Annotated in this window: 21 protein-coding genes and 1 tRNA gene; 6 read left to right on the forward strand and 16 right to left on the reverse strand. The window is 67.2% G+C overall.

The window, feature by feature from the left end; genetic code table 11:
- Nucleotides 1–9 precede the first annotated feature (9 nt).
- Nucleotides 10–954 (reverse strand): AraC family transcriptional regulator, encoded by a 945-nt coding sequence (locus tag CFB45_RS17405; RefSeq protein ID WP_089426579.1) that lies wholly within the window; start codon nucleotides 952–954, stop codon nucleotides 10–12.
- Between the two features lie 229 nt (nucleotides 955–1,183).
- Here CFB45_RS17405 and CFB45_RS17410 point away from each other — a divergent pair, with 229 nt between their 5' ends.
- Entirely contained in the window at nucleotides 1,184–2,236 is a 1,053-nt protein-coding gene (locus CFB45_RS17410; protein ID WP_089426580.1) for an NAD(P)-dependent alcohol dehydrogenase, read from the forward strand.
- 123 nt (nucleotides 2,237–2,359) lie between these two features.
- Here CFB45_RS17410 and CFB45_RS17415 read toward each other — a convergent pair whose 3' ends face one another.
- The 5 genes from CFB45_RS17415 to gatC form a co-directional block, all read right to left on the reverse strand.
- Nucleotides 2,360–3,133 carry an exodeoxyribonuclease III gene (locus tag CFB45_RS17415; RefSeq protein WP_089426581.1) on the reverse strand — a complete coding sequence of 258 codons (774 nt, stop codon included), beginning with the start codon at nucleotides 3,131–3,133 and terminating at the stop codon, nucleotides 2,360–2,362.
- 40 nt (nucleotides 3,134–3,173) lie between these two features.
- Complete coding sequence (locus tag CFB45_RS17420) at nucleotides 3,174–4,013, reverse strand: polyphosphate kinase 2 family protein (protein ID WP_089426582.1); 840 nt, start codon at nucleotides 4,011–4,013, stop codon at nucleotides 3,174–3,176.
- 119 nt (nucleotides 4,014–4,132) lie between these two features.
- On the reverse strand, nucleotides 4,133–5,608 hold the full coding sequence (gene gatB / locus CFB45_RS17425) for an Asp-tRNA(Asn)/Glu-tRNA(Gln) amidotransferase subunit GatB (protein ID WP_089426583.1): 1,476 nt from the start codon (nucleotides 5,606–5,608) through the stop codon (nucleotides 4,133–4,135).
- A 4-nt stretch (nucleotides 5,609–5,612) separates the two neighbouring features.
- Nucleotides 5,613–7,103 (reverse strand): Asp-tRNA(Asn)/Glu-tRNA(Gln) amidotransferase subunit GatA, encoded by a 1,491-nt coding sequence (gatA, locus tag CFB45_RS17430; RefSeq protein ID WP_089426584.1) that lies wholly within the window; start codon nucleotides 7,101–7,103, stop codon nucleotides 5,613–5,615.
- Between the two features lie 69 nt (nucleotides 7,104–7,172).
- Nucleotides 7,173–7,472, reverse strand: coding sequence for an Asp-tRNA(Asn)/Glu-tRNA(Gln) amidotransferase subunit GatC (gene gatC / locus CFB45_RS17435; RefSeq protein WP_089426585.1), 300 nt, complete (start codon nucleotides 7,470–7,472; stop codon nucleotides 7,173–7,175).
- 367 nt (nucleotides 7,473–7,839) lie between these two features.
- Between gatC and CFB45_RS17440 the strand changes: the two genes are divergently transcribed.
- The 5 genes from CFB45_RS17440 (at nucleotide 7,840) to rodA (ending at nucleotide 14,142) form a co-directional block, all read left to right on the forward strand.
- Complete coding sequence (locus tag CFB45_RS17440) at nucleotides 7,840–8,883, forward strand: rod shape-determining protein (protein ID WP_004189550.1); 1,044 nt, start codon at nucleotides 7,840–7,842, stop codon at nucleotides 8,881–8,883.
- A gap of 125 nt (nucleotides 8,884–9,008) precedes the next feature.
- The gene (mreC, locus tag CFB45_RS17445) at nucleotides 9,009–10,079 is read left to right on the forward strand and encodes a rod shape-determining protein MreC (protein WP_089426586.1); all 1,071 of its coding nucleotides are present in this window, start codon (nucleotides 9,009–9,011) and stop codon (nucleotides 10,077–10,079) included.
- A complete protein-coding gene (gene mreD / locus CFB45_RS17450; protein WP_009687274.1) occupies nucleotides 10,076–10,588 on the forward strand; it encodes a rod shape-determining protein MreD in 513 nt (170 codons plus the stop codon). The genes mreC and mreD overlap by 4 nt, the downstream gene beginning before the upstream one ends.
- 108 nt (nucleotides 10,589–10,696) lie before the next feature.
- Entirely contained in the window at nucleotides 10,697–12,982 is a 2,286-nt protein-coding gene (gene mrdA, locus CFB45_RS17455; RefSeq protein ID WP_089426587.1) for a penicillin-binding protein 2, read from the forward strand.
- Between the two features lie 11 nt (nucleotides 12,983–12,993).
- Nucleotides 12,994–14,142: a rod shape-determining protein RodA gene (rodA, locus tag CFB45_RS17460; RefSeq protein WP_089426588.1), complete on the forward strand. Its 1,149-nt coding sequence runs from the start codon at nucleotides 12,994–12,996 to the stop codon at nucleotides 14,140–14,142.
- A 106-nt stretch (nucleotides 14,143–14,248) separates the two neighbouring features.
- Here rodA and CFB45_RS17465 read toward each other — a convergent pair whose 3' ends face one another.
- From CFB45_RS17465 to rsmB, 10 genes are all read right to left on the reverse strand, one after another.
- Complete coding sequence (locus CFB45_RS17465) at nucleotides 14,249–15,025, reverse strand: tetratricopeptide repeat protein (protein WP_089426589.1); 777 nt, start codon at nucleotides 15,023–15,025, stop codon at nucleotides 14,249–14,251.
- Nucleotides 15,022–15,807, reverse strand: a complete 786-nt coding sequence (locus CFB45_RS17470; RefSeq protein ID WP_089426590.1) for an HpcH/HpaI aldolase family protein — start codon at nucleotides 15,805–15,807, stop codon at nucleotides 15,022–15,024. The genes CFB45_RS17465 and CFB45_RS17470 overlap by 4 nt, the downstream gene beginning before the upstream one ends.
- Nucleotides 15,808–16,116: 309 nt before the next feature.
- Entirely contained in the window at nucleotides 16,117–16,569 is a 453-nt protein-coding gene (gene queD, locus CFB45_RS17475) for a 6-carboxytetrahydropterin synthase QueD (RefSeq protein ID WP_011353563.1), read from the reverse strand.
- Between the two features lie 18 nt (nucleotides 16,570–16,587).
- A complete protein-coding gene (queE, locus tag CFB45_RS17480; RefSeq protein WP_011353564.1) occupies nucleotides 16,588–17,220 on the reverse strand; it encodes a 7-carboxy-7-deazaguanine synthase in 633 nt (210 codons plus the stop codon).
- Nucleotides 17,221–17,295: 75 nt separating this feature from the next.
- Nucleotides 17,296–18,030: a 7-cyano-7-deazaguanine synthase QueC gene (gene queC, locus CFB45_RS17485; protein ID WP_089426591.1), complete on the reverse strand. Its 735-nt coding sequence runs from the start codon at nucleotides 18,028–18,030 to the stop codon at nucleotides 17,296–17,298.
- Between the two features lie 358 nt (nucleotides 18,031–18,388).
- Nucleotides 18,389–18,464, reverse strand: a tRNA-Phe gene (locus tag CFB45_RS17490).
- A gap of 61 nt (nucleotides 18,465–18,525) precedes the next feature.
- The gene (esaR, locus tag CFB45_RS17495) at nucleotides 18,526–19,227 is read right to left on the reverse strand and encodes a response regulator transcription factor EsaR (protein ID WP_021163978.1); all 702 of its coding nucleotides are present in this window, start codon (nucleotides 19,225–19,227) and stop codon (nucleotides 18,526–18,528) included.
- Nucleotides 19,228–21,642 (reverse strand): sensor histidine kinase EsaS, encoded by a 2,415-nt coding sequence (gene esaS, locus CFB45_RS17500; RefSeq protein WP_089426592.1) that lies wholly within the window; start codon nucleotides 21,640–21,642, stop codon nucleotides 19,228–19,230.
- Nucleotides 21,632–22,222, reverse strand: coding sequence for a DUF4390 domain-containing protein (locus tag CFB45_RS17505; protein WP_039353770.1), 591 nt, complete (start codon nucleotides 22,220–22,222; stop codon nucleotides 21,632–21,634). Before CFB45_RS17505 ends, esaS begins: the two co-directional genes overlap by 11 nt.
- Nucleotides 22,219–23,610, reverse strand: coding sequence for a 16S rRNA (cytosine(967)-C(5))-methyltransferase RsmB (gene rsmB, locus CFB45_RS17510; protein ID WP_089426593.1), 1,392 nt, complete (start codon nucleotides 23,608–23,610; stop codon nucleotides 22,219–22,221). Before rsmB ends, CFB45_RS17505 begins: the two co-directional genes overlap by 4 nt.
- Nucleotides 23,611–23,749: the final 139 nt, after the last annotated feature.

The following is a 23,749-nucleotide window of genomic DNA, read 5'->3' on the forward strand; positions in this document are numbered from 1 at the left end:
TACGCCACCCTATGCATCCACGTCCGCCGCGACCGGCCGGGTGCCGCTTTCGCGCATCCAGCGCACCTCGTCACCCGGGCTGCGGCCGAACAGCCGCTTGAACTCGCGGCTGAACTGCGACGCGCTCGCATAGCCGACACGCGCGGCCGCCGTGCCGGCGCCGACCCCGTCCTGCACCATCATCAGCCGCGCCTGGTGCAGCCGCGCGGCCTTCACGTACTGCATCGGCGACGTCGCCGTCACGTGCTTGAACTGCGCATGGAACACCGCGAGGCTCATCCCGGCCTCGCGCGCGAGCGTCTCGACGTCGAGGTCGGCCTTCAGGTCCGCATGGATACGCCGCAGCGCCTTCGCGATACGGCCGAAGTGGTGCTGCTGGACGAGCGCCGCGCGGATCGCGTCGCCCTGCGCGCCGGTCAGCACGCGGTACGCGATCTCGCGCATGATCGCGGGGCCCAGCACGCGCGTGTCGTGCGGCGACGCGAGCGTTTCGAGCAGCCGCAGCACGGCGTCGGCCAGCGGTGCATCGAGCGGCGTCGAATCGACGCCGAGCGGCTCGCTGACGGATGCGCCGAGCGTCTCGTCGAGCAGGATCGCGAGCTCGGCGATCACCGCGAGGTCGATGCGGATCGAGATCGCGAGAAACGGCTCGTCCATGCTCGCGAAGGTCTCGCATTCGAACGGCAGCGGCACCGACAGCACCAGATACTGCTGCGCGTCGTAGACGAACGAGCGATCGCCGAGATAGCCGAGCTTGCGCCCCTGGCACACGACGACGATGCTCGGCTCGTACAGCACCGGCATGCGCGGCGCGGGACGGCTCACGCGAATGAAGCGCACGCCGTCGAGCGCCGCCGGCGTGTCGCCGTCGTTCGGCGCGAGACGCGTGTGCAGCTCGATCATGCGGCGCCGCACATGGTCGTCCGAGTCGGCGAAAAGGGGCTGGAAGCTCATCGGCGCGGTCCTGTCCGGCAAGAGAATCTGGCTCGAAATGTAGCACCTTGAAAGCATTTTGGCGGCCGTTGGCGCGCAATTCGAGAGGAATAGGCAAATCTTCCAGACCTTCGTGTATTTCGCCGCGCCGCCGCGCTCCTTACGATGACGTCCTGCCTCGCCGCATCGCCACATGGTGCGACGGCAGTCTGTTTTGCCGGTTATCCATCCCGGACAAGGAGCCCCCTGCATGAGCACTACCTATGCCTACGCAGCGACCGATTCGCAGTCGCCGCTCGCCCCGTTCGAATTCCAGCGTCGCGCGCTGCGCGACCTCGACGTCCAGATCGACGTCCTCTACTGCGGCGTCTGCCACTCGGACCTGCACCAGGCCCGCAACGAATGGCGCAACACGATCTACCCGGTCGTACCGGGCCATGAAATCGTCGGCCGCGTGACCGCGACCGGCCCGCAAGTCTCGCGCTTCAAGGTCGGCCAGCTGGTCGGCGTCGGTTGCCTCGTCGATTCGTGCCGCACCTGCCCGAGCTGCGCCGAAGGTCTCGAGCAGTATTGCGAGAACGGCTTCGTCGGCACCTACAACGGCCAGGATCGCGTGACGGGCGACATCACGTTCGGCGGCTATTCGACGCAGCTCGTCGTCGACGAGGCGTTCGTGCTGCGCGTGCCCGAGACGCTCGATCCGGCCGGCGCCGCGCCGCTGCTGTGCGCGGGGATCACGACCTACTCGCCGCTGCGCCAGTGGAACGTCGGCCCCGGCAAGAAGGTCGGGATCGTCGGTCTCGGCGGCCTCGGCCACATGGGCGTGAAGCTGGCGCGCGCGATGGGTGCGCACGTCGTGCTGTTCACCACGTCGCCGTCGAAGATCGAGGACGGCAAGCGGGTCGGCGCGCACGAAGTCGTGATCTCGAAGGACGAGGCGCAGATGAACGCGCACCTGAACAGCTTCGACTTCATCCTGAACACGGTCGCCGCGCAGCACGACCTGAACCCGTTCCTGCACCTGCTCAAGCGCGACGGCACGATGACGCTGGTCGGCGCGCCGGAGCACGACCATCCGTCGCCGCAGGTGTTCAACCTGATCTTCAAGCGCCGCCGCCTCGCCGGCTCGCTGATCGGCGGGATCGCGGAAACGCAGGAAATGCTCGACTTCTGCGCGGAGCACGGAATCACGTCGGATATCGAAACGATTCCGATGCAGCAGATCAACGCGGCCTACGAGCGGATGCTGAAGAGCGACGTGAAGTACCGGTTCGTGATCGACATGGCGTCGATCAAGCAGTAAGCGACGAAGGCGATACGCACGATCGCCGCCCCAAGCGAAACGGGCCGCATGTTCGACATGCGGCCCGTTTTTACATCCGGCTGCTGCGCGCGCGGCGCAGCGCGGCACATCCCTCGCGGAACATCACTTCTTGTAGTCGTAGTCCACCGTCAGCGGCGCATGGTCGCTGAACTTGATGTCCTTGAAGATCGACGTGCTTTTCGCGGTGCCGGCGATACCCGGCGTCGCGATCTGGTAATCGATCCGCCACCCGACGTTCTTCGCATACGCCTGGCCGCGGTTGCTCCACCACGTGTACTGCTCCGGGCGCTGATCGAGCGTGCGGAACACGTCGACATAGCCGACATCGTCGAACAGCTTCGTGAGCCACTCGCGCTCTTCCGGCAGGCAGCCCGAATTCTTCTGGTTGCTCTTCCAGTTCTTGATGTCGATTTCCTTGTGGACGATGTTCACGTCGCCGCACAGGATCACCTCGCGCTTTTTCTTCAGCGCGGCGAGGTGCGGCATGAACTCGTCCATGAAGCGGTACTTCGCCTGCTGGCGCTCTTCGCCGCTCGAGCCGGACGGCACGTACACCGACACGACCGACAGCTTGCCGTAGCGCGCCTCGACATAGCGCCCTTCGGCATCGAATTCGCTGCTGCCGAAGCCGATGATCACGTCATCGGGCTCGTGGCGGCTGTACACGCCCGCGCCGCTGTAACCCTTCTTCTCGGCATGGTGAAAATAGCTCTTGAAGCCGTGCGGCTCGACGAATTCGGCCGGAAGATCATCGGCCGAGACCTTGATTTCCTGCACGCACACGCAATCGGCGTTCTGTTCGCCGAGCCACTCGAAGAAGCCCTTCTTCGCGGCGGAGCGGATGCCGTTCAGGTTGGCGGTAATCACTCGCATCATGTCGGATTCCGTTCAGTTCGATGTTTTTCAGGGGGGCAGCTTAGCGGATCTTCACGCCTTCGAGCTCGGGCTTCGGCGGCGGGAATTCCAGCTTCATGTCGGTCATCGTGCGCAGCAGCAGCTCGGCGATCATCACGTTGCGGTGCGTCTTCGAGTTCGCCGGGATCACGTACCACGGCGCATGCTCGGCGGACGTCGCGGCAAGCGCGTCGCGGTAGGCGGACTGGTACGCGTCCCAGTGCTTGCGCGCGTCGAGATCGGAGATGTCGAACTTCCAGTGCTTGGTCGGATCGTCGATGCGTGCCTGCAGCCGCGCGCGCTGCTCGTCCTTCGAGATGTGCAGGAAGCACTTGATGATCGTCGTGCCGTTCTCGACCAGCATCGTCTCGAAATCGCGGATCTGCCGATAGCGGCGCTCGCATTCCTTCGTGTCGATCAGGTCGAGCACGCGCGGCACGAGCACGTCTTCATAGTGGCTGCGGTTGAAGATCGCGAGCTCGCCCGCGGCCGGCGCCTGCGCATGCACGCGCCACAGGAAGTCGTGCGCGGCCTCGATCGGCGTGGGCGCCTTGAACGACACGACGCGCAGGCCGAGCGGATCGACCTCGCGGAACACCGCGCGCACGGTGCCGTCCTTGCCGCTGGTGTCCATCCCCTGCAGCACGAGCAGCACGCGCTTCTTCTGCTGCGTGTGCAGGCGCTCCTGCTGCACGTCGAGCTCGGTCGACACGACCGACAGCCGTGCGCGGTCGTCGTCCTTCGAACCGGACGAGAACGGCTTCGCGGCCGGGTCGAACGCATCGAGCTTGAATGCTGCGGCTTCCTTCTCGCGCGTGCAGTACGGCACGCGGAAATCGTCGAGCGACGGTTGTTTCGCCATTCGTTCCTCCGTTGGACGCTGTGGTGCATACGATAACGCATCCACCAAAACGCAACGGGCCGCCCCGATCCGGTTCGGGGCGGCCCGTCGTCAAGCGCGGTTCAGGCGCGCGGTCATGCTCAGCCGAGCTTCTTCTTCAGCAGCTCGTTGACCTGCTGCGGATTGGCCTTGCCCTTCGTCGCCTTCATTGCCTGGCCGATCAGCGCGTTGAACGCCTTTTCCTTGCCCGCGCGGAATTCCTCGACCGACTTCGCGTTCGCCGCGAGCACTTCGTCGATGATCGCTTCCAGCGCGCCGGTGTCGGAGATCTGCTTCAGCCCCTTCGCGTCGATGATGCGGTCGGCCGCGCCTTCGTCGGTCGCCTTCTCGTCCCAGATCGTCGCGAAGATTTCCTTCGCGATCTTGTTCGAGATCGTGCCGTCGGCGATGCGCTGCAGCACGAGCGCGAGCTGCGCGGCCGAGACCGGAATCGCGTCGATCTCGATGCCGTCGCGGTTCAGCTGCGACGAAACGTCGCCCATCAGCCAGTTCGCGGCGATCTTCGCGTTCGCGGTGCCGGCCTTCGCGACCACGGCCTCGAAGTACGCGGCCATCGCCTTGCTCGACGTCAGCACGCCCGCGTCGTACGCGGACACGCCGTATTCGTCGGCGAAGCGCTGCTGCATCGCGGCCGGCAGCTCGGGCATCCCGGACTGCACGCGCTCGATCCAGTCCTGGCCGATCACGAGCGGCATCAGGTCGGGGTCGGGGAAGTAGCGGTAGTCGTGCGCGTCTTCCTTGCTGCGCATCGAACGCGTCTCGCGCTTGTCCGGATCGTAGAGGCGCGTTTCCTGCACGACTTCGCCGCCGTCCTCGATCAGCTCGATCTGGCGACGCACTTCGTAGTTGATCGCTTCCTCGAGGAACCGGAACGAGTTCAGGTTCTTGATTTCCGCGCGCGTGCCGAACTTCTCCTGGCCGACCGGACGCACCGACACGTTCGCGTCGCAGCGGAACGAGCCTTCCTGCATGTTGCCGTCGCAGATGCCGAGCCACACGACGAGCCCGTGCAGCGCCTTCGCGTAGGCCACCGCCTCGGCCGCGCTGCGCATTTCCGGCTCGGTGACGATCTCGAGCAGCGGCGTGCCCGCTCGGTTCAGGTCGATCCCCGTCATCCCGGCGAAGTCTTCATGCAGCGACTTGCCCGCATCTTCCTCGAGGTGCGCGCGGGTCAGGTTGACCGTTTTTTCGTACGCTTCCTTGCCGGCCTTTTCGTTGGCGGGCACCTGGATCGTGATCTGGCCGCCCTGCACGACCGGAATCTCGTACTGGCTGATCTGATAGCCCTTCGGCAGATCGGGGTAGAAATAATTCTTGCGCGCGAAGATGCTGCGCGGCGCGATGGTCGAGCCGATCGCGAGGCCGAAGCGGATCGCGCGTTCGACCGCGCCGCGGTTCAGCACCGGCAGCACGCCCGGCAGCGCCAGGTCGACCGGGCAGGCCTGCGTGTTCGGCTCGGCGCCGAACTGCGTCGACGCGCCCGAGAAAATTTTCGAGACGGTCGACAGTTGCGCGTGCGTCTCGAGACCGATGACGACTTCCCATTGAGTAGTCATATGCTTACACCCCTGCCGGAACTTGCTTGTGCCAGTCGGTCGCGCGCTGGAACGCGTCGGCGACCTGCAGCATCCGGGCTTCGTTGAAATAGTTGCCGATGATCTGCAGGCCGACCGGGCGCTTCGCATTCGCGCCCGCGCCGAAGCCGCACGGCACGCTCATGCCGGGCAGGCCGGCGAGGCTCACCGACAGCGTGTAGATATCCGCGAGATACATCTGCACCGGATCGTCGCCCTTCGAGCCGAGATCCCATGCGACCGTCGGCGACGCCGGGCCCATGATCACGTCGCAGGACTTGAACGCTTCCTGGAAATCGTTCGCGATGATGCGGCGGATTTTCTGCGCCTGCAGGTAGTACGCGTCGTAGTAGCCGTGCGACAGCACGTACGCGCCGACCAGGATCCGGCGCTTCACTTCAGGCCCGAAGCCTTCCGCGCGCGACTTCTTGTACATGTCGAGCAGGTCGCCGTACTGCGCGGCGCGGTGGCCGAAGCGCACGCCGTCGAAACGCGACAGGTTCGACGACGCTTCCGCCGGCGCGATCACGTAGTACACGGGGATCGACAGTTCCGTCTTCGGCAGCGACACGGGCACGAGCGTCGCGCCGAGCGCTTCGTATTGCTTGAGCGCCGCGTCGATCGCCGCGCGCACGTCGTCGGCGAGGCCCGCGCCGAAATACTCGTTCGGCAGGCCGATGCGCAGGCCGGCGAGCGGCTTGCCCGCATCGTTGCCGGCGGCCCACGGCTGGCCGAGGTGGCGCGTGAAATCCTCTTCGTCGCGCTCGAGGCTCGTCGAGTCGCGCTCGTCGAAGCCGGCCATTCCGTTCAGCAGCAGCGCGCAGTCGGACGCGCTCTGCGCCATCGGGCCGCCCTGGTCGAGCGACGACGCGAACGCGATCATCCCGTAGCGCGACACGCGGCCGTAGGTCGGCTTGATGCCGGTGACGCCCGCGAACGACGCGGGCTGGCGGATCGAGCCGCCGGTGTCGGTGCCGGTCGCGGCCGGCGCGAGGCGCGCGGCCACGGCGGCCGAGCTGCCGCCCGAGCTGCCGCCCGGCACCGCGTTCGTGTCCCACGGGTTCTTCACCGCGCCGAACGCCGAATTCTCGTTCGACGAGCCCATCGCGAACTCGTCCATGTTGGTCTTGCCGAGCGTGACCATGCCGGCCGCCTGCAGGCGGGCGACGACGGTCGCGTCGAACGGGCTCTCGTAGTTCGCGAGCATCTTCGAGCCGGCCGTCGAGCGCCAGCCGCGCGTGACGAAGACATCCTTGTGCGCGATCGGCAGGCCGGTGAGCGCACCGCCCGCGCCGCGCGCGAGCTCGGCATCGGCGGCTTTGGCCTGCGCGAGGGTGAGATCGGCGTCGACGTGGACGAACGCGTTCAGGTCGCGCGCGGCTTCGATCCGTTTCAGGTAGAGCTGCGCGAGCTCGACGGCCGAGCATTCCTTGGCGGCGAGCGCGGCGCGCAGTTCGGTCAGGCTTTTTGCGTGCATTGAGTGGTTTTCCTGGGAATTCTGGGTGGCGCGCGGCGCAGCGGCGGCGGCGCGCTTGTCATCGAATGCTTACTCGATCACCTTCGGCACGAGATAGAGGCCGTCCTGGACGGCCGGCGCCGGACGCTGGTTGTCGTCGCGATTGACGACTTCCGTCACGGCGTCGTCGCGCAGGCGCTGCGCGACTGCCTGGATCTGTTCGATCGGGTGGGCGAGCGGCGCGATGCCGGCGGTGTCGACCGCCTGCATCTGCTCGACGAGGCCGAAGAGTTCATTGAGCTGGCCGAGCATGTGCTCGGCGTCGGCGTCGGCCATTTCGAGTCGCGCCAGGTGCGCGATGCGTTTCACATCGGTCAGGGTCAGGGCCATGCGATCACCGGAAAAACAAGGCTGCGCAGCGCATCAAAAGCAGCGCTGCGGCGGGGGGTTGGAGGGTGCGATCCCACCCTCAAAAATCGGGGCCGAAGCGGCAAAAATACCGCCCGTTTCGATTCAAATACCGTGAAATTATAAGGTATCATTACGCGTTCGACCCAAACCCGGCAGCCTTTTCCCGCACCGTTTCGCCCCGCTTCGGCAGGCCGTGCGTGCATCGTGCGATCCCCGGTAGACATCACTCGCAGCTTCGTGCGCCGCGGCGGCCGCTTCCGCCACGCTTCCCGAGGCTGTTATTTTTTCCGCTGCCGCCCTCAGCGCTCGCTATGCAGGGCCGGCCCAGAGCGAAACAGGATTCTGAATGTTCGGTTTTTTGCGCAGCTACTTCTCCAACGATCTCGCGATCGACCTCGGCACCGCAAACACCCTGATCTACATGCGCGGCAAGGGCATCGTGCTCGATGAGCCCTCCGTCGTGTCGATCCGCCAGGAAGGCGGCCCCAACGGCAAGAAGACCATCCAGGCAGTCGGCAAGGAAGCCAAGCAGATGCTCGGCAAGGTGCCGGGCAACATCGAGGCGATCCGCCCGATGAAGGACGGCGTGATCGCCGACTTCACCGTCACCGAGCAGATGATCAAGCAGTTCATCAAGACGGCCCACGAGTCGCGCATGTTCTCGCCGTCGCCGCGCATCATCATCTGCGTGCCGTGCGGCTCGACCCAGGTCGAGCGCCGCGCGATCAAGGAAGCCGCGCACGGCGCCGGCGCCTCGCAGGTCTACCTGATCGAAGAGCCGATGGCCGCTGCGATCGGCGCGGGCCTGCCGGTGTCGGAAGCCACCGGCTCGATGGTCGTCGACATCGGCGGCGGCACGACGGAAGTCGGCGTGATCTCGCTCGGCGGGATCGTGTACAAGGGTTCGGTGCGCGTCGGCGGCGACAAGTTCGACGAGGCGATCGTCAACTACATCCGCCGCAACTACGGGATGCTGATCGGCGAACAGACCGCCGAGGCGATCAAGAAGGAAATCGGCTCTGCGTTCCCGGGCTCCGAAGTCAAGGAAATGGAAGTGAAGGGCCGCAACCTGTCGGAAGGCATTCCGCGCAGCTTCACGATCTCCAGCAACGAAATCCTCGAAGCGCTGACCGATCCGCTGAACCAGATCGTGTCGTCGGTGAAGATCGCGCTCGAACAGACGCCGCCGGAACTCGGCGCCGACATCGCCGAACGCGGGATGATGCTGACGGGCGGCGGCGCACTGCTGCGCGACCTCGATCGCCTGCTCGCGGAAGAAACCGGCCTGCCGGTGCTCGTCGCGGAAGATCCGCTCACCTGCGTCGTACGCGGTTCGGGCATGGCGCTCGAGCGCATGGACAAGCTGGGCAGCATCTTCTCGTACGAGTGATCGTCCAGGCAGTTCCCTGACATGACGCAACCGCGGCGTGGCCGGCTCGCTCGTTTAGAACGAACCGCCGCGCCGTTTGCGCGTCTGAGCATCATTTAACCGATCATTCGCGCCCGGCGCCGACCATGGAATACAGTCCGCCGCCCCTCTTCAAGCAAGGTCCGCCCGCGCTCGCGCGGCTCATCTTCTTCGTTGCCCTCGCCATCGCGCTCCTCGTCTCGGACGCGCGCTTCAGCACGCTCGAAATCGTCCGCGGCGTGCTCGGCACCGTACTCTATCCGCTGCAGCGCGCCGCGCTCGTGCCGCGCGACCTGTTCATGGGCGCGGCCGACATCGCCGTCACCGGCGCGTCGCTGCGCCACGAGAACGACGACCTCCGCAAACGCAACCTGCAGCTGTCCACGCAAGCCAACCAGGCCGCCGTGCTCACGCAGGAGAACGCGCACCTGCGCGCGGTGCTCGAGCTGCGCCAGCACATCGCGACACAGTCGACGCCGGCCGAGATCCAGTACGACACGAGCGATCCGTTCACGCAGAAGATCGTGATCGGCCAGGGCTCCCAGCAAGGCATCCAGAACGGCGCACCCGTCGTGAGCGAAAACGGCGTGGTCGGCCAGGTCACGCGCGTGTTCCCGCTGCAGTCCGAAGTCACGCTGGTCACCGACCGCGATCTCGCGATTCCCGTGCAGGTGCTGCGCACCGGCCTGCGCAGCGTGATCTACGGCACGCCGAAGGGCGATTCGCTCGATTTGCGCTTCGTGCCGACCAGCGCGGATCTCGTCGTCGGCGACGAGCTCGTCACGAGCGGCCTCGACGGCGTCTATCCGCCCGGCCTGCCGGTCGCGAAGGTCGTGCGCGTCGACAAGCTCGCCGATACGGCGTTCGCGCGCGTGACCTGCGCGCCGATCGCCGCCGTGCGCGGCGCGCGCCAGATGCTCGTGCTGCATTACCAGAACGACATCCCGCCGCGCCCGGCCGAGCCCGATCCGGCCGCAGACAAGAACGCGAAGGGCAAGAAAGGCGCGAAAGCCGCCGCGAAGGGCGAGAAGAGCGAGAAGGCCGACAAGGCTGACGCGAACGCGAAGCCGGCCGCCGCGGCCCAGCCCGGCGCAAAGCCTGCGGCGCCGGCCGCCCCGGCCAAGCCCGCCGCCACGCCCGCGAAGCCCGCGGCCGGGCAATCAGGAGCCCAGCGATGAATCGCCCGCAATACATCCTGCAGCCGGTCAATCCGTACTTCATCGTCTTCAGCCTCGCCGCCGCGTTCCTGCTGAACCTGATGCCGTGGGGCCGCCTGCCCGGCGTGCCCGACTTCGTCGCGCTCGTGCTGCTGTTCTGGAACATCCATCAGCCGCGCAAGGTCGGGATGGGCGTCGCGTTCGCGCTCGGCATCCTGATGGACGTGCATGACGCGGGGCTGCTCGGCGAGCATGCGCTCGCCTATACGCTGCTGTCGTACGGCGCGATCACGATCCACCGCCGCGTGCTGTGGATGCCGATCGGCGTGCAGGTGCTGTACGTCACGCCGCTCCTGGTCGTCGCGCAGCTCGTGCCGTTCGTGATCCGCCTCGTGATGGGCGCCGCGTTCCCGGGCTGGCGCTACCTGGTCGACGGCTTCGTCGAAGCCGCGCTGTGGCCGATCGCGAGCCACCTGCTGCTGATGCCGCAACGCCGCCCGGTCGATCCGGACGATACGCGCCCCATCTGAGCCAGGGGCCTGCCTTGAATACCCGCCGCCTCCACGCCCGCCGCGCGCCGCGCTCCGGGGCGGCACCGCGCCCGCACTGCGTGCGCGGGCCAGATCGCTCCTAACCGCATGACCGAATTCAACGACACCCAACAGCAGCTCTCGAAGTTCCGCCTGCGCGTCGCGGCGGCGGGCGTGTTCGTGTTCGTCTGCTTCGGGCTGCTCGCGAGCCGCTTCTTCTACCTGCAGCTGATGCAGCACGGCAAATACGCGCTGCAGGCCGAGGAAAACCGCATCTCCGTCGCGCCGATCGTGCCGAACCGCGGGATCATCACCGACCGCAACGGCGTGATCCTCGCGAAGAACTATTCGGCGTACACGCTCGAGATCACGCCGTCGAAGCTCGACGACACGCTCGACAACACGATCGACAAGCTGTCCGAGATCATCCCGATCGACGCGCGCGACCGCCGCCGCTTCAAGAAGCTGCAGGAAGACTCGAAGAACTTCGAGAGCCTGCCGATCCGCACCCGCCTCACCGACGCCGAAGTCGCGCGCTTCACCGCGCAGCGCTTCCGCTTCCCCGGCGTCGACGTGCGCGCACGGCTGTTCCGGCAATATCCGCTCGGCACGACGGCCGCGCACGTGATCGGCTACATCGGCCGGATCTCGAAGCGCGACCAGGATCGCATCGACGCGATGAGCGACGACAACGACAGCGATCAGGAAAACTACGATCCGCGCCGCGACGCGAACAACTACAAGGGCACCGACTACATCGGCAAGATCGGCGTCGAGCAGAGCTACGAGACCGAGCTGCACGGGCTGACGGGCTTCGAGGAGGTCGAGGTGACGGCCGGCGGCCGGCCGGTGCGCACGCTGTCGCGCACGCAGGCGACGCCCGGCAACAACCTCGTGCTGTCGCTCGACATCGGGCTGCAGCAGGTGGCCGAGCAGGCGTTCGCCGGCAAGCGCGGCGCGCTGGTCGCGATCGAGCCGAAGACGGGCGATGTGCTCGCGTTCGTGTCGTCGCCGAGCTTCGACCCGAACTCGTTCGTCGACGGCATCGACCAGCAGACCTGGGACGAGCTGAACAACTCGACCGACAAGCCGCTCCTGAACCGCCCGCTGCACGGCACCTATCCGCCCGGCTCGACGTACAAGCCGTTCATGGCGCTCGCCGGCCTGACGCTCGGCAAGCGCACGCCGGGCTGGGGCTTCCAGGATCCCGGCTACTTCACGTTCGGCGGCCACACGTTCCGCAACGACGTGCGCTCGGGCCAGGGCTGGGTCGACATGAACAAGGCGATCATGGTGTCGAACGACACCTACTTCTACATGCTCGCGCGCGACCTCGGCGTGAACTCGATCGCGAACTTCATGAAGCCGTTCGGCTTCGGCCAGATCACCGGGATCGACATCCAGGGCGAGGCGCGCGGGATCCTGCCGTCGACCGACTGGAAGAAGAAAGCGTTCAAGAAGGCCGCGCAGCAGAAGTGGTTCGACGGCGAGACGATCAGCCTCGGGATCGGCCAGGGCTACAACTCGTTCACGATCCTGCAGCTCGCACACGCGACCGCGACGCTCGCGAACAACGGCGTCGTGATGAAGCCTCACCTCGTGAAGGAAGTCGAGGATCCGATCACGCGCGGGCGCCGCCTGACCGTGCCGAAGGAAAGCGAAACGATCCCGCTCAAGCAGGCCGACATCGACGTCGTGAAGCGCGGGATGGAGAACGTGATCGAGAACCCGTCCGGCACCGCGTACAAGGTGTTCCGCGGCGCGCCGTACCTCGCCGCCGGCAAGACCGGTACCGCGCAGGTGTTCTCGCTGCAAGGCTCCAACTACAAGGGCCACCTGCTCGCCGAGCACCTGCGCGACCACGCGCTGTTCATCGCGTACGCGCCGGTCGACCATCCGCAGATCGCCGTCGCGCTGGTTGTCGAGAACGGTGGCTGGGGTGCGCAGGCCGCCGGCCCGATCGCGCGCCGCGTGCTCGACTTCTTCCTCGTCGACCGCCAGAACCCGCAGAACGAGGCCGCGGCCGTGGCTGCCGCGGCGTCGGCGACCGAACCCGTCAATGCGCCGGTGATCGGCGACGCGAACAAGCCGGCTGCCGTCGCGGCCGGCTTCACCGCGCTGCCGCAGCCGGTCGTGCCGACCGCGGCCAGCGCGGCGGAAGCAGCATCGGCCGCGGCCGCCTCCGAAGCATCGGCTGCCGCCAGCGCCAGCGCCGCCCCGCCGGCCAGCGCCAGTGCCGCTGCGCCGAGGGCCGCGAGCCTGCCGCCGATTAGGCGCCCGCACCGGCCACGCCGGCCCGCCAGCGATGCGCAGCCGCTCGTCGCCACGCCGCGCGACGACAATCACCGTGCAACGGCCCCCGCGAAGGCGGCGGACGCCGGCACCGCTCATTAACGGAGAAAGGCATGCAATTCGACAAGCGCGCCTGGCTCGACAAGATCAAGCAGATGTTCGCGGGCTTCGACCGCCCGCTCGCCCTCATCGTGTTCCTGCTGCTGTGCGTCGGCATCGTCACGCTGTATAGCGCGGCGATCGACATGCCCGGCCGCGTCGAGGACCAGTTGCGCAACATCCTGCTGACGTTCGTGCTGATGTGGGTGATCGCCAACATCCCGCCCACGACGCTGATGCGCTTCGCGGTCCCGCTCTATACGTTCGGGGTCGCGCTATTGATTGCGGTCGCGCTGTTCGGGATGACCAAGAAGGGCGCGAAGCGCTGGCTGAACGTCGGCGTCGTGATCCAGCCGTCGGAAATCCTCAAGATCGCGACACCGCTGATGCTCGCGTGGTACTACCAGCGCCGTGAGGGCGGGCTGCGCTGGTACGACTTCATCGTCGCGTTCGGGATCCTGCTGGTGCCGGTCGGGCTGATCGCGAAGCAACCCGACCTCGGCACGGGCCTGCTCGTGTTCGCGGCCGGCTTCTTCGTGATCTACCTCGCCGGCCTGTCGTTCAAGCTGATCGTGCCGGTGCTCGTCGCGGGCGTGATCGCGGTCGGCTCGATCGCCGTGTTCGAAGAGCGCATCTGCCAGCCCGAAGTGCAGTGGCCGCTGATGCACGATTACCAGAAGCACCGCGTATGTACGCTGCTCGACCCGACTTCCGACCCGCTCGGCAAGGGCTTCCACACGATCCAGGCCGTGATCGCGATCGGCTCGGGCGGCGTGCTCGGCAAGGGCTACCTGAAAGGCACGCAGGCGCACCTCGAATTCATTCCGGAGAAGCACACCGACTTCATCTTCGCGGTGTTCTCCGAGGAATGGGGGCTCGTCGGCGGGCTCGTGCTGCTGACGCTGTACATGGCGCTGATCGCACGCGGGCTCTATATCGCCGCGCAGGGCGCGACGTTGTTCGGCCGCCTGCTCGCGGGCTCGCTCACGCTCGCGTTCTTCGTCTATGCGTTCGTCAACATCGGGATGGTGAGCGGCGTGCTGCCGGTCGTCGGCGTGCCGCTGCCGTTCATGAGTTATGGCGGCACCGCGCTCACGACGCTCGGCATCGCGATCGGGATGATCATGAGCGTCGGGCGGCAGCGGCGGTTGATGAAGAGTTGACCGCGCGGCACGCACCGCATAAAGAAAAACGGCGCATCGGCGCCGTTTTTTTTCGACTGCGGATGACAAGCGCGGCCACGCAGTGCCGCGTGGCGCGCGCCCCGGCTCACGGCGGCGGTGCGTGCGCCCCGCCCGGCTCCGCGCCGGCGCCCGATGCCGGCCCCTGCGCCTTCAGCCGCGCACTCAGCTCCTTGAATTTCAGCCCGGCCGTCTCGTCGCCCTGCGCGGCCGCCGCCGCGTAATACGCCCGCGCGATGTTGAGGTTCTGCGCGACGCCGTCGCCACCGCGCTCGTAGAACGACGCGGTCACGTACTGCGCGGTCGGCTCGCCCGCGTCGGCGGCCTGCTTGTACCACGTGAACGCCTGCCGGTTGTCGCGCGGCGTGCCGCGTCCGTCGAGGAACTGGTTCGCGAGCGACAACTCGGCCTGCACGTGCCCCTGCTTCGCCGCCCGCAGGAACCAGCGGTGCGCTTCGGCCGGATCGCGCGCGACGAACTCGCCGTCGTCGAACATCCGGCCGTATACATACTGCGCATGCGACATGTTCGCGTCGGCCGCGCGCTTCAGCCAGCGCAGCCCTTCGTCGACGTTCGCGGTCACGCCTTCGCCCGTCAGCAGCATCATCGCGTAGTTGAATTGCGCGAGACGGTCGCCGCGCTCGGCCGCGTCGTGGAACTGCACCAGCGCCGCACGAAAGTCGCCGGCGTTGTAGTCGGCGACCGCCGACTGCGTCTCGTGCGACGGATCGGGCTTCGCCTGCGGCGCGCCCTGCGCGGCAGCCGCGATCCACACGACCCACAGGCCGAGCACCGCGCCGACCTGCCGGCGCCTCCCGATCCCACCCTGCGCGCGCCCACGGCACGCGCCATCGCCACCGTTCATGACCGCACCTCCTGCAGCGCCTGCCGCGTTGCCCGCAACAACCAGCTGACGTCGGCCGACACCGTGATCATCCGGTAGCCGGCCTCGCGATACTGGCGCGCGGCCGCCGTATCGCCCGCGAAGATACCGACCGCGACGCCGGCCTGCCGGCCGGCCGCGAGCACGCGCGCCATCGCGGTTTCGACGTCCGGGTGACGGATGTCGCCAAGGTGCCCGAGGCTCGCCGCGAGATCGGCCGGGCCGACGAACAGGCAATCGATGCCGGGCAGCGCCGCAATCCGCTCGACTTCATCGACGCCGCGCGCCGATTCGATCTGCACGATCACCGCGACCTGCGCATTCGCCGTCTGCACGTAGTCGCGACGCATGCCGAACGCCGCCGCGCGCACCATGCCCGCGACGCCGCGCAGCCCGTCCGGCGAATCGGGCGACGGATAGCGCGTGAGCCGCACCGCGTGCGTGGCGTCGTCGAGCGTCTCGATGCAGGGAAACATCAGCGTGCGCGCGCCCGCATCGAGCGCACGCTTCACGAGCCACGGCTCACGCGCCGGCACGCGCACGACGGGCTCGCTCGGCAGATGGGCGGCGGCGATCGCGCGCAACTGCGATGCAACATCGCGGCTGTCGTTCGGCGCGTGCTCCATGTCGATGCAGAGCCAGTCGTAGCCGGCATGTGCGAGCGCTTCCGCGACCGACTCGCTGCCGAGCGACAGCCACAGGCCGTACAGCGGCTCGTCGCCGTCGCGCAGGCGTTGTTTGAGGGAATTGGTGAGCGTGCTCATCGATACGGCCTCCTGGACGGAACGGCAAGCGAACGGGACAAGCAACGGGCAAAGCGGAGCGCGACACACCGGGCAGCGAAGCACGGCGGCGCCAGGACCGGGCCCTGGAACGTTGGTCGGCCATGGGCGGCCGATCTGACAGCGCCGACCGCACGACCCGCGCACGGCGGCGTTTTTCGGCGCCACGCAACGATCATAGCGCGGCGTTGCGCGAAATGTGGGAACGGACGGGGAGCGAGGCGGGACGGGGCCGCGGGGTGCGGCGTCAGGCAGCCCGCGCCGGGTGGCGGGGCGGCCGGGAAGGCGGGATCAGCGGCCGGGCTGGCGCTCGACGTCGGCCCAGCAGTTCGGCGTTTCGTACAGGCGCACGCGCTCGAGCCGCAGGTTCACGCCGTAGTGCGCGTCGTACACGTTCGCGAGGATGTCGAACGCGATCGCCGCGAGGTTCTCGACGGTTGGAATCCGGTCGATCACGACCGTCTTGTGGTCGGCCATCTGCTCGAGGAACGAGCGCACGACGTCGTCTCGCGCATAGACCAGGAACGCGTGGTCCCACTTGCCGACCAGGTGCTCCATCGCGAGCGCCTTCACGTCGGCGAAATCCATCACCATGCCGCGGTCGGGCGCCCCCTCGGTATCGACGAGATCGCCGCGCAGCGTGACTTCGAGCACATAGCGATGGCCATGCAGGTTCCGGCACTGGCTGCGGTGGTCGGGAATGCGGTGGCCCGCGTCGAATTCGAGTTTTCGGGTAATCAGCACGATGTCAAAAGCCGGGGCTCAGGGAATGTTCAGATATTTGTGGGTCTGCATCGACAGCCGCCACTGCGGATGACGCTTGCACCAGTCGATCGCGAGCTTCGTATTGAGGTCGCGCGACGGGCCGTCCATCGGCTGGACGAGGTAATACTCGAAGTCGAGCTTCGCGTAGTCGGCCAGCCGCTGGTTGTCCTGCGGGATCACGACCTTCAGCTCGTTGCCCTTCGTGACGACGAGCGGCGCGTCGGCCTTCGGGCTCACGCAGATCCAGTCGATCGATTCGAGCACCGGCAGCGAGCCGTTGGTCTCGATCGCGATCTCGAAGCCGGCCGCGTGCAGCGCGTCGACGAGCGGCTGGTCGAGCTGCAGCATCGGCTCGCCGCCCGTGCAGACGACGAAGCGGTGCGCCTCGCCCTCCGGCCACAGGCCGGCGATCGTCGCGACGAGCGCTTCGGCATCCTTGAACTTGCCGCCGTTCTCGCCGTCGGTGCCGACGAAGTCGGTATCGCAGAAGCGGCACACGGCCTCCGCACGATCCTCTTCGCGGCCCGACCACAGGTTGCAGCCGGCGAACCGGCAGAACACGGCCGGCCGGCCCGCGTTCGCGCCCTCGCCCTGCAACGTGTAGAAAATTTCCTTGACCGCGTAAGTCATCGTCCTTCGTCCGGCTCGCGCCGCTCGTTGTCGATCAGAATCCGTTAATCACCAGGCGCTGCCGTTGCCGCTGCATCACAGCGGCGCTTCGGTCACCCGCTCGCCCTTCAGGTAGGCCTCGTAGCCGCGCTTGCGCAGCTTGCAGGCCGGGCATTCGCCGCAGCCGAAGCCCCAGTCGTGCAGTTCCGCGCGCTCGCCCACGTAGCACGTGTGCGTCTCGACGCGGATCAGTTCGACGAGCGCTTCGCCGCCGAGCTGTTCGGCGAGCTGCCAGGTTTGCGCCTTGTCGAGCCACATCAGCGGCGTCTCGAGCACCATGCGCGTATCCATCCCGAGGTTCAGCGCGACCTGCAGCGCCTTCATCGTGTCGTCGCGGCAGTCGGGATAGCCCGAGAAATCCGTCTCGCACATCCCGCCGACCAGCACGCGCAGCCCGCGGCGATAGGCGATCGCCGCGGCGATCGTCATGAACATCAGGTTGCGGCCCGGCACGAACGTGTTCGGCAGGCCGTTGGCCGTCGTCTCGATCTCGATCGTGCGCGTCATCGCGGTATCGCTGATCGCGCCGAGCACCGACAGGTCGATCATGTGATCGTCGCCGAGCCGGTCCGACCAGGCGGGAAAGTCACGCTTCAGCGCTTCGCGCACGCCTTCGCGACATTCGAGCTCGACGCGGTGGCGCTGGCCGTAATCGAAGCCGAGCGTCTCGACCGTCTGGTAGCGTTCGAGGGCCCATGCCACGCACGTGGCCGAGTCCTGCCCGCCGGAAAACAACACGAGCGCGCCGTCTTTAGCGTCTGTCCGAATCACCGTGATACTCCGTGAATGTGTAGGCTCGCGTCGCGCTGCGCCCCGGGGCCGGCTGCCGCCGGGCGGCCCGACGCGTGCCGGCCTGGGCCGGCTCGACCAGTATAGGCAGCGCAATCGGCCGCGAACGCGGCGGAGCGCTTATACCGCCCATCGCGCGGCATCGTTGCCGCGCGCCACGGCGGCGCCACGCTGGCAGCCTGCCGTGCGCATGAAGCGATGCGCTAAGTTATTGAGCGGACACGGATTTTATCATGCCCTCATGAACACTGCCGGGCACGCCATCCCACGCCACTGGTCACGCAAACCCCACCACAAACGAAAAACCCCAAGAACCTTCCGATTCTTGGGGTTTTAATTCTGGTGGCCTGGGTCGGAATCGAACCAACGACACGCGGATTTTCAATCCGCTGCTCTACCAACTGAGCTACCGGGCCAACGAAGAAGAGAAAGTATATCCATCCTTCGTTACTTGATCAAGTACTTTCACGAAATATTTTATACGGCGCCTTCGGACGGCTTCTTGCCGAGCTCGACGCCGAGCTGCTTGAGCTTGCGATACAGGTGCGTGCGCTCGAGGCCCGTCTTCTCCGCGACGCGCGTCATGCTGCCGTTTTCGCGCGCGAGGTGATATTCGAAGTACGCGCGCTCGAACGCATCGCGCGCTTCGCGCAACGGGATGTCGAACGGGATCGCGGCCGTCTGGCCCGCGAGGCCGAGTGCCGAAGCCATGTCGTCGCCGAGCGTCGGCAGCGCGGCCGCGGACGCCACCGCCGCGGGCCCCGCCGCCTGCCCCGCACCGGCCTTCGCCGCCGCGTTCGCGGACACCGGCGCCGCACCGCGGGCGAGACCGTGCTCGACGGACTTCAGCAGCTTCTGCAGCGCGATGGGTTTCTCGAGGAAATCGAGCGCGCCGATCTTCGTCGCCTCGACGGCCGTATCGATCGTCGCGTGCCCGGACATCATGATCACGGGCATCGTCAGCAGCCCCTGCGCCGCCCACTCCTTGAGCAACGTCACGCCGTCGGTATCGGGCATCCAGATATCGAGCAGCACGAGATCGGGCGCCTGATTCAACCGGTATTCCCGCGCGGCCTGCGCGTTCTCCGCCGCCTCGACGACGTGTCCTTCATCGCTGAGGATCTCCGAGAGCAATTCCCGGATGCCCATTTCATCATCTACCACCAGGATGGTTGCCATTTACGCTGCCTTTGTCTGCTCACTTGCTTTTGTCTTGGCGGGGGCCGCCCCGTCCTGCACGCCCGATTCGGCGCCTGGCGCATCGCTCGCCATCTGCAGGAACAGGATCGACACCTGCGCACCCTCGACGGTCTCGCCGTGCATGCGATTGCGCAGATCGATCCGCGCACCGTGCTCATCGACGATCTTCTTGACCGTGGCCAACCCCAGACCCGTGCCCTTCGCCTTCGTCGTCACATAAGGCTCGAACGCGCGAGTCAGGATGCGCGCCGGAAAACCGGGCCCGTTGTCGGACACGGTAAGACGTACCGCGACGCGCGTTTTGCCCTCGGCGTCGGGATCGCCATATTCTACTGTCTTGGTTTCGATCAACACACGCGGATGCGCCGACTCCGCGACCGAATCCTGCGCATTCTGCAGCAGGTTGTGAATCACCTGGCGCAGTTGCGTCGCATCACCGCGTATCACCGGCAGCGACGGCGCGAGCTCGGCGACGATCGCGCTCTTGCCTTCGCCCACACCGTACAGCCCGAGCACCTCGCTCGCCAGTTCGTTCAACTGCAGGTTCGAGAGCACCGCCGGCGGCGTGCGCGCGTATTCGCGGAAATCGTCGACCATCCGCTTCATCGCGGCGACCTGATTGACGATCATCGTCGCGCCGCGCTTGAGCACATCGGCATCGGGCGGGGCGAGCTTGTCGGAGAGCTTCATCTGCAGCCGCTCCGCCGACAGCTGAATCGGCGTCAGCGGATTCTTGATCTCGTGCGCGAGCCGGCGCGCGACCTCACCCCATGCAACTGAACGCTGCGCGGAAATCACGTCGGAGATGTCGTCGAACACGACGACGTAACCGGACGTCTGCGGATCGTCGGCCTGCCCCTCGACCGTCGACACGAGGCGCGTGCCGCGCACGAGCAACGTCAGCGGATCGGCTTCGCCCGGCACCTCGATCGCGAACTGCTGCTGCCAGTGGCCGCGATCGCCGCTGCCGCCGTCGGACGCCGCCTCGCGATCGGCAAACGCCTTGCGCACCATCGCGCCGAACCCGGCGGCCACGCCGATCCGGTCGAGCGTCGTGCCGATCAGCGTGTTGAACGGCTGCCGGAAGATCCGCTCGGCGCCGCGATTGGCCGTCGTCAGCCGGAACTGCCGGTCGAGCACGAACACGCCGGCCGTCAGGTTCGCGAGGATGCTCTCGAGATACGTCTTCGAATGCTCGAGCGCGACGCGGTTCTTCTCGACCGCGAGCCGCGCCTCGGACAACTGACGCGTCATCGCGTTGAACGACTGCGTGAGGAAGCCGAGCTCGTCGCGCGTCTTGATCTCGCGCTTCGGCGTGTAGTCGCCTTCGGTGACCTCCTTCGTGCCCTGCGCGAGCAGGAACAGCGGCCGCGCGAGCTGCTGGCCGAGCGCGAGCGCGAGCATCATCGCGATGAAGGTCGCGAGGAACAGCGCAAGCGTCAGCGTGCCGATGTACATCTTGCGCAGCCCCGTGCGGCCCAGCGACTTTTCCTGGTACTCGCGATACGCGCGCTGCACGGCGTCCGCGTTGTGGGCAAGCGTCGGCGGCACCGGCTGCGTGAGCTGCAGGAAGCGTTCCGCCGGCTGCAGCAACGACGTCGATGCATCGGGAATCGGCCGCACGACGCGCAACCGCAGCGCACCCTTCGCGCCGTGCGCGCGCGGGTCGCCGTCGACTTCACCCTCGATCGCCGCGTACGCGCCGTGTTCGCGCGCCTGGTTCAGCATCAGCGGCGTCGGCAGGTCGTCCGGAATCAGTGCCGCGAAATTGCCCGACGCCTGCGCGACGATGTGCAGGTCGGGCGCCGCACCCGAGCCGCCGCGGCTCGGCTCGACGATCGTCGCGTCCTGCACGCCGAACTGGTCGCGCAGGCGCAGCAGCGTGAGCGTCGTGCCGTTGGTGTTCGCATCGACGCTCGCGAGCTGGTCGGACATCAGCCGCGCCTTCGTCTGCAGATCGGACAGCGACGCATCGAGCATCCCGCGGCCGAGGTTCAGGCCGGCCGTCAGCGCCGTCTCGACGTTCACGTCGAACCACGACTCGATACTGCGCGACACGAACTGGTACGACACGATGTAGATGATCCCGCCCGGCACCACGCCGACGAGCGCGAAGAACACCGCGAGCTTCGCGAGCAGCCGCGTGCCGAACTTGCCCTTCCTCAGGCGCACGACGATCATCCCGATCAGCCCGAGCACCACGAGCAGGAACACGAGCGCGACGACGATGTTCGTCGCGTACAGCCACGAGTAGTAGCGGTCGAAGAATTCGGTGTTCGCGCTCGCGGCCGCGAGCAGCACGAGCAGCAGCAGCGCGGTCAGCGCGACGGTCGAGACGATCACGCGAATGAGGAGGCTCTTCCCGCTGGCCGCGCGGCGCACTTTATTTAGCACGTTCGGTCACCGTGAAGTTGAAGCGCTTCCAGTCGGACCCGAGCGTCCAGTCGCGGTTGTTCACGGCATCGACCTGGAACGGCTTCGGCATCAGCGCCGTATCGAGCTGCATCCGCACCGACGCCGTGTAGGTTTCACCGGCGCGCACCTGGTTGCGGTCGATCACGTGCCACGACGTGATGTGCCTGACGACCGCGAGCGCGTCCTTCAGCGACGGGAAACCGAGCTGCAGGCCGCCCGTCGACACGCGATACTCGCGCGTGAGCGGCTGGAACGACAGGCGGATCGTCTGCGTCACCGCCACCGGCTGCTCGTCGAACCAGTACCAGCGCGCACGGCTCAACTCGAAGTCGGTCGTGAAATAAAGCGGAATGCCCTTGTTGACGGCATCCTCGAGGTTCGGGTTCAGTTCGAAATCGAAGCGTGCGTCGAGCGCCCAGCCGCTTCCGTCGGACTGGAGCGACGCGCGCTGCACGGCGATCGACTCGGCATGCGCCGGCCGGACGACGGCCAGGCACAGCGTCAACGCGACCATCAGGACGGCCGCGAGCCGAAGTGGAAAAAGGTGTTTGATCGTCACCGTTTCTGAAACCGCGCGTAGAAAAATCCGTCGTGATCGGTGTTCTGGTCGAGTGCGCCGGCGGCCGCCCCTCCCTGCACTCCGCCCGGCAGCAGCTGGCCGGGGGCGTCCAATCGTACCGCATCTTCACAGGCCGCTTCAAACCAGCGGGCCTGCAGTTCGCCTTCCTCGGGGAAGACCGAACAGGTCACGTAAAGCAGTTCGCCGCCCGGCTTCACGAGCGGCCACAACGCCGCCAGGATGCGGCGCTGTTCCGCGACGAGCGCCGGGATGTCGGCCTCGCGGCGCAGCCAGCGAATGTCAGGGTGCCGACGCACGATGCCGGACGCCGAGCACGGCACGTCCGCAAGGATGCGGTCGAACGGGCGCCCGTCGTACCACGCATCGGGCGCACCCGCATCGCCGACACGCACGTCCGCTTCGAGCGACAGTCGCACGAGGTTCTCGCCGATCCGTGCCGCGCGCGCGGCGTCGCTTTCCAGCGCGACGACTTCCGCATCGGCCAATTCGAGAATATGACCGGTCTTGCCGCCGGGCGCCGCGCATGCGTCGAGCACGCGCATGCCGTCGCGCGCACCGAGCCACTCGGCGGCGAGCTGCGCGCCGGCGTCCTGCACCGACACGACACCGTCGGCAAACCCCGGAATGCGATCGACCGGCAGCGCCGACGCGAGCCGCACCGCATGCCGGCCGATCGCAGTCGCGTCGATCCCGTTCTCGCGCAGCGTCTCGAGATACGCGTCGACGCTCGCGCGGCGCGCGTTCACCCGCAGCGTCAGCGGCCCTTGCCGCTCGCCGGCCGCGAGGATCGCCTGCCATGCGTCGGGCCACGCGCGCTGCACCGAAGCGACCCACCACGCGCGGTAGTTCCAGCGCGCGACGACATCGTCCTGCAGCGCCGCGACGAGCGTGTCGCGCTCGCGCAGGAAACGGCGCAGCACCGCGTTGACCATCCCCTTCGCGAACGCGCATTCGCGGCGCGCGCCGATCACGGTCACTGCCTGGTCGACCACCGTGAACGCCGGATACGCGGCCTCGTCCGCCGGGTCGAGCAGCAGCGCGAACGCACCGGCGAGCACCGCGTGCACGTAGGCGGGCGGCGCCTTGCTGATGAGCCGGCCGATCAGCCAGTCCGCACTGCCGAGACGGCGCATCGTCCGGTAAGCGACGTCCTGCGTCGCCCCGCGCGCGAGCGCCTGCGCACCGGACGGCATCTGCGCGAATACCGCCGACAGCGCAGCCGGCAGCGCGGTGCCGCGCCGCACCGCATCGACCGCCTGCGCGGCCGCGTCGAGGGCGAAGCCGAGCGAATCGGGCGCGAGATGCAGCGCGGACAGGCGCGCCGGGCGGCCGGAAGAAGACGGAGCGGTAGAACGGGTTCGTGTCATCGGAGCAAATTCGGCAAACAAGCGCGGCCAACGGGCACAGCAAGCCAATGCGGCAAACGGCGGGATCGCGGCGCCCGTGGGCTCTGCCATCCCAAACCGGGCATTGTAGCGTGCGATGCTGCAGGCCCTTTGGCCCCTT

The organism is Burkholderia sp. HI2500 (genome assembly GCF_002223055.1).
Taxonomy (GTDB): Bacteria; Pseudomonadota; Gammaproteobacteria; order Burkholderiales; family Burkholderiaceae; genus Burkholderia.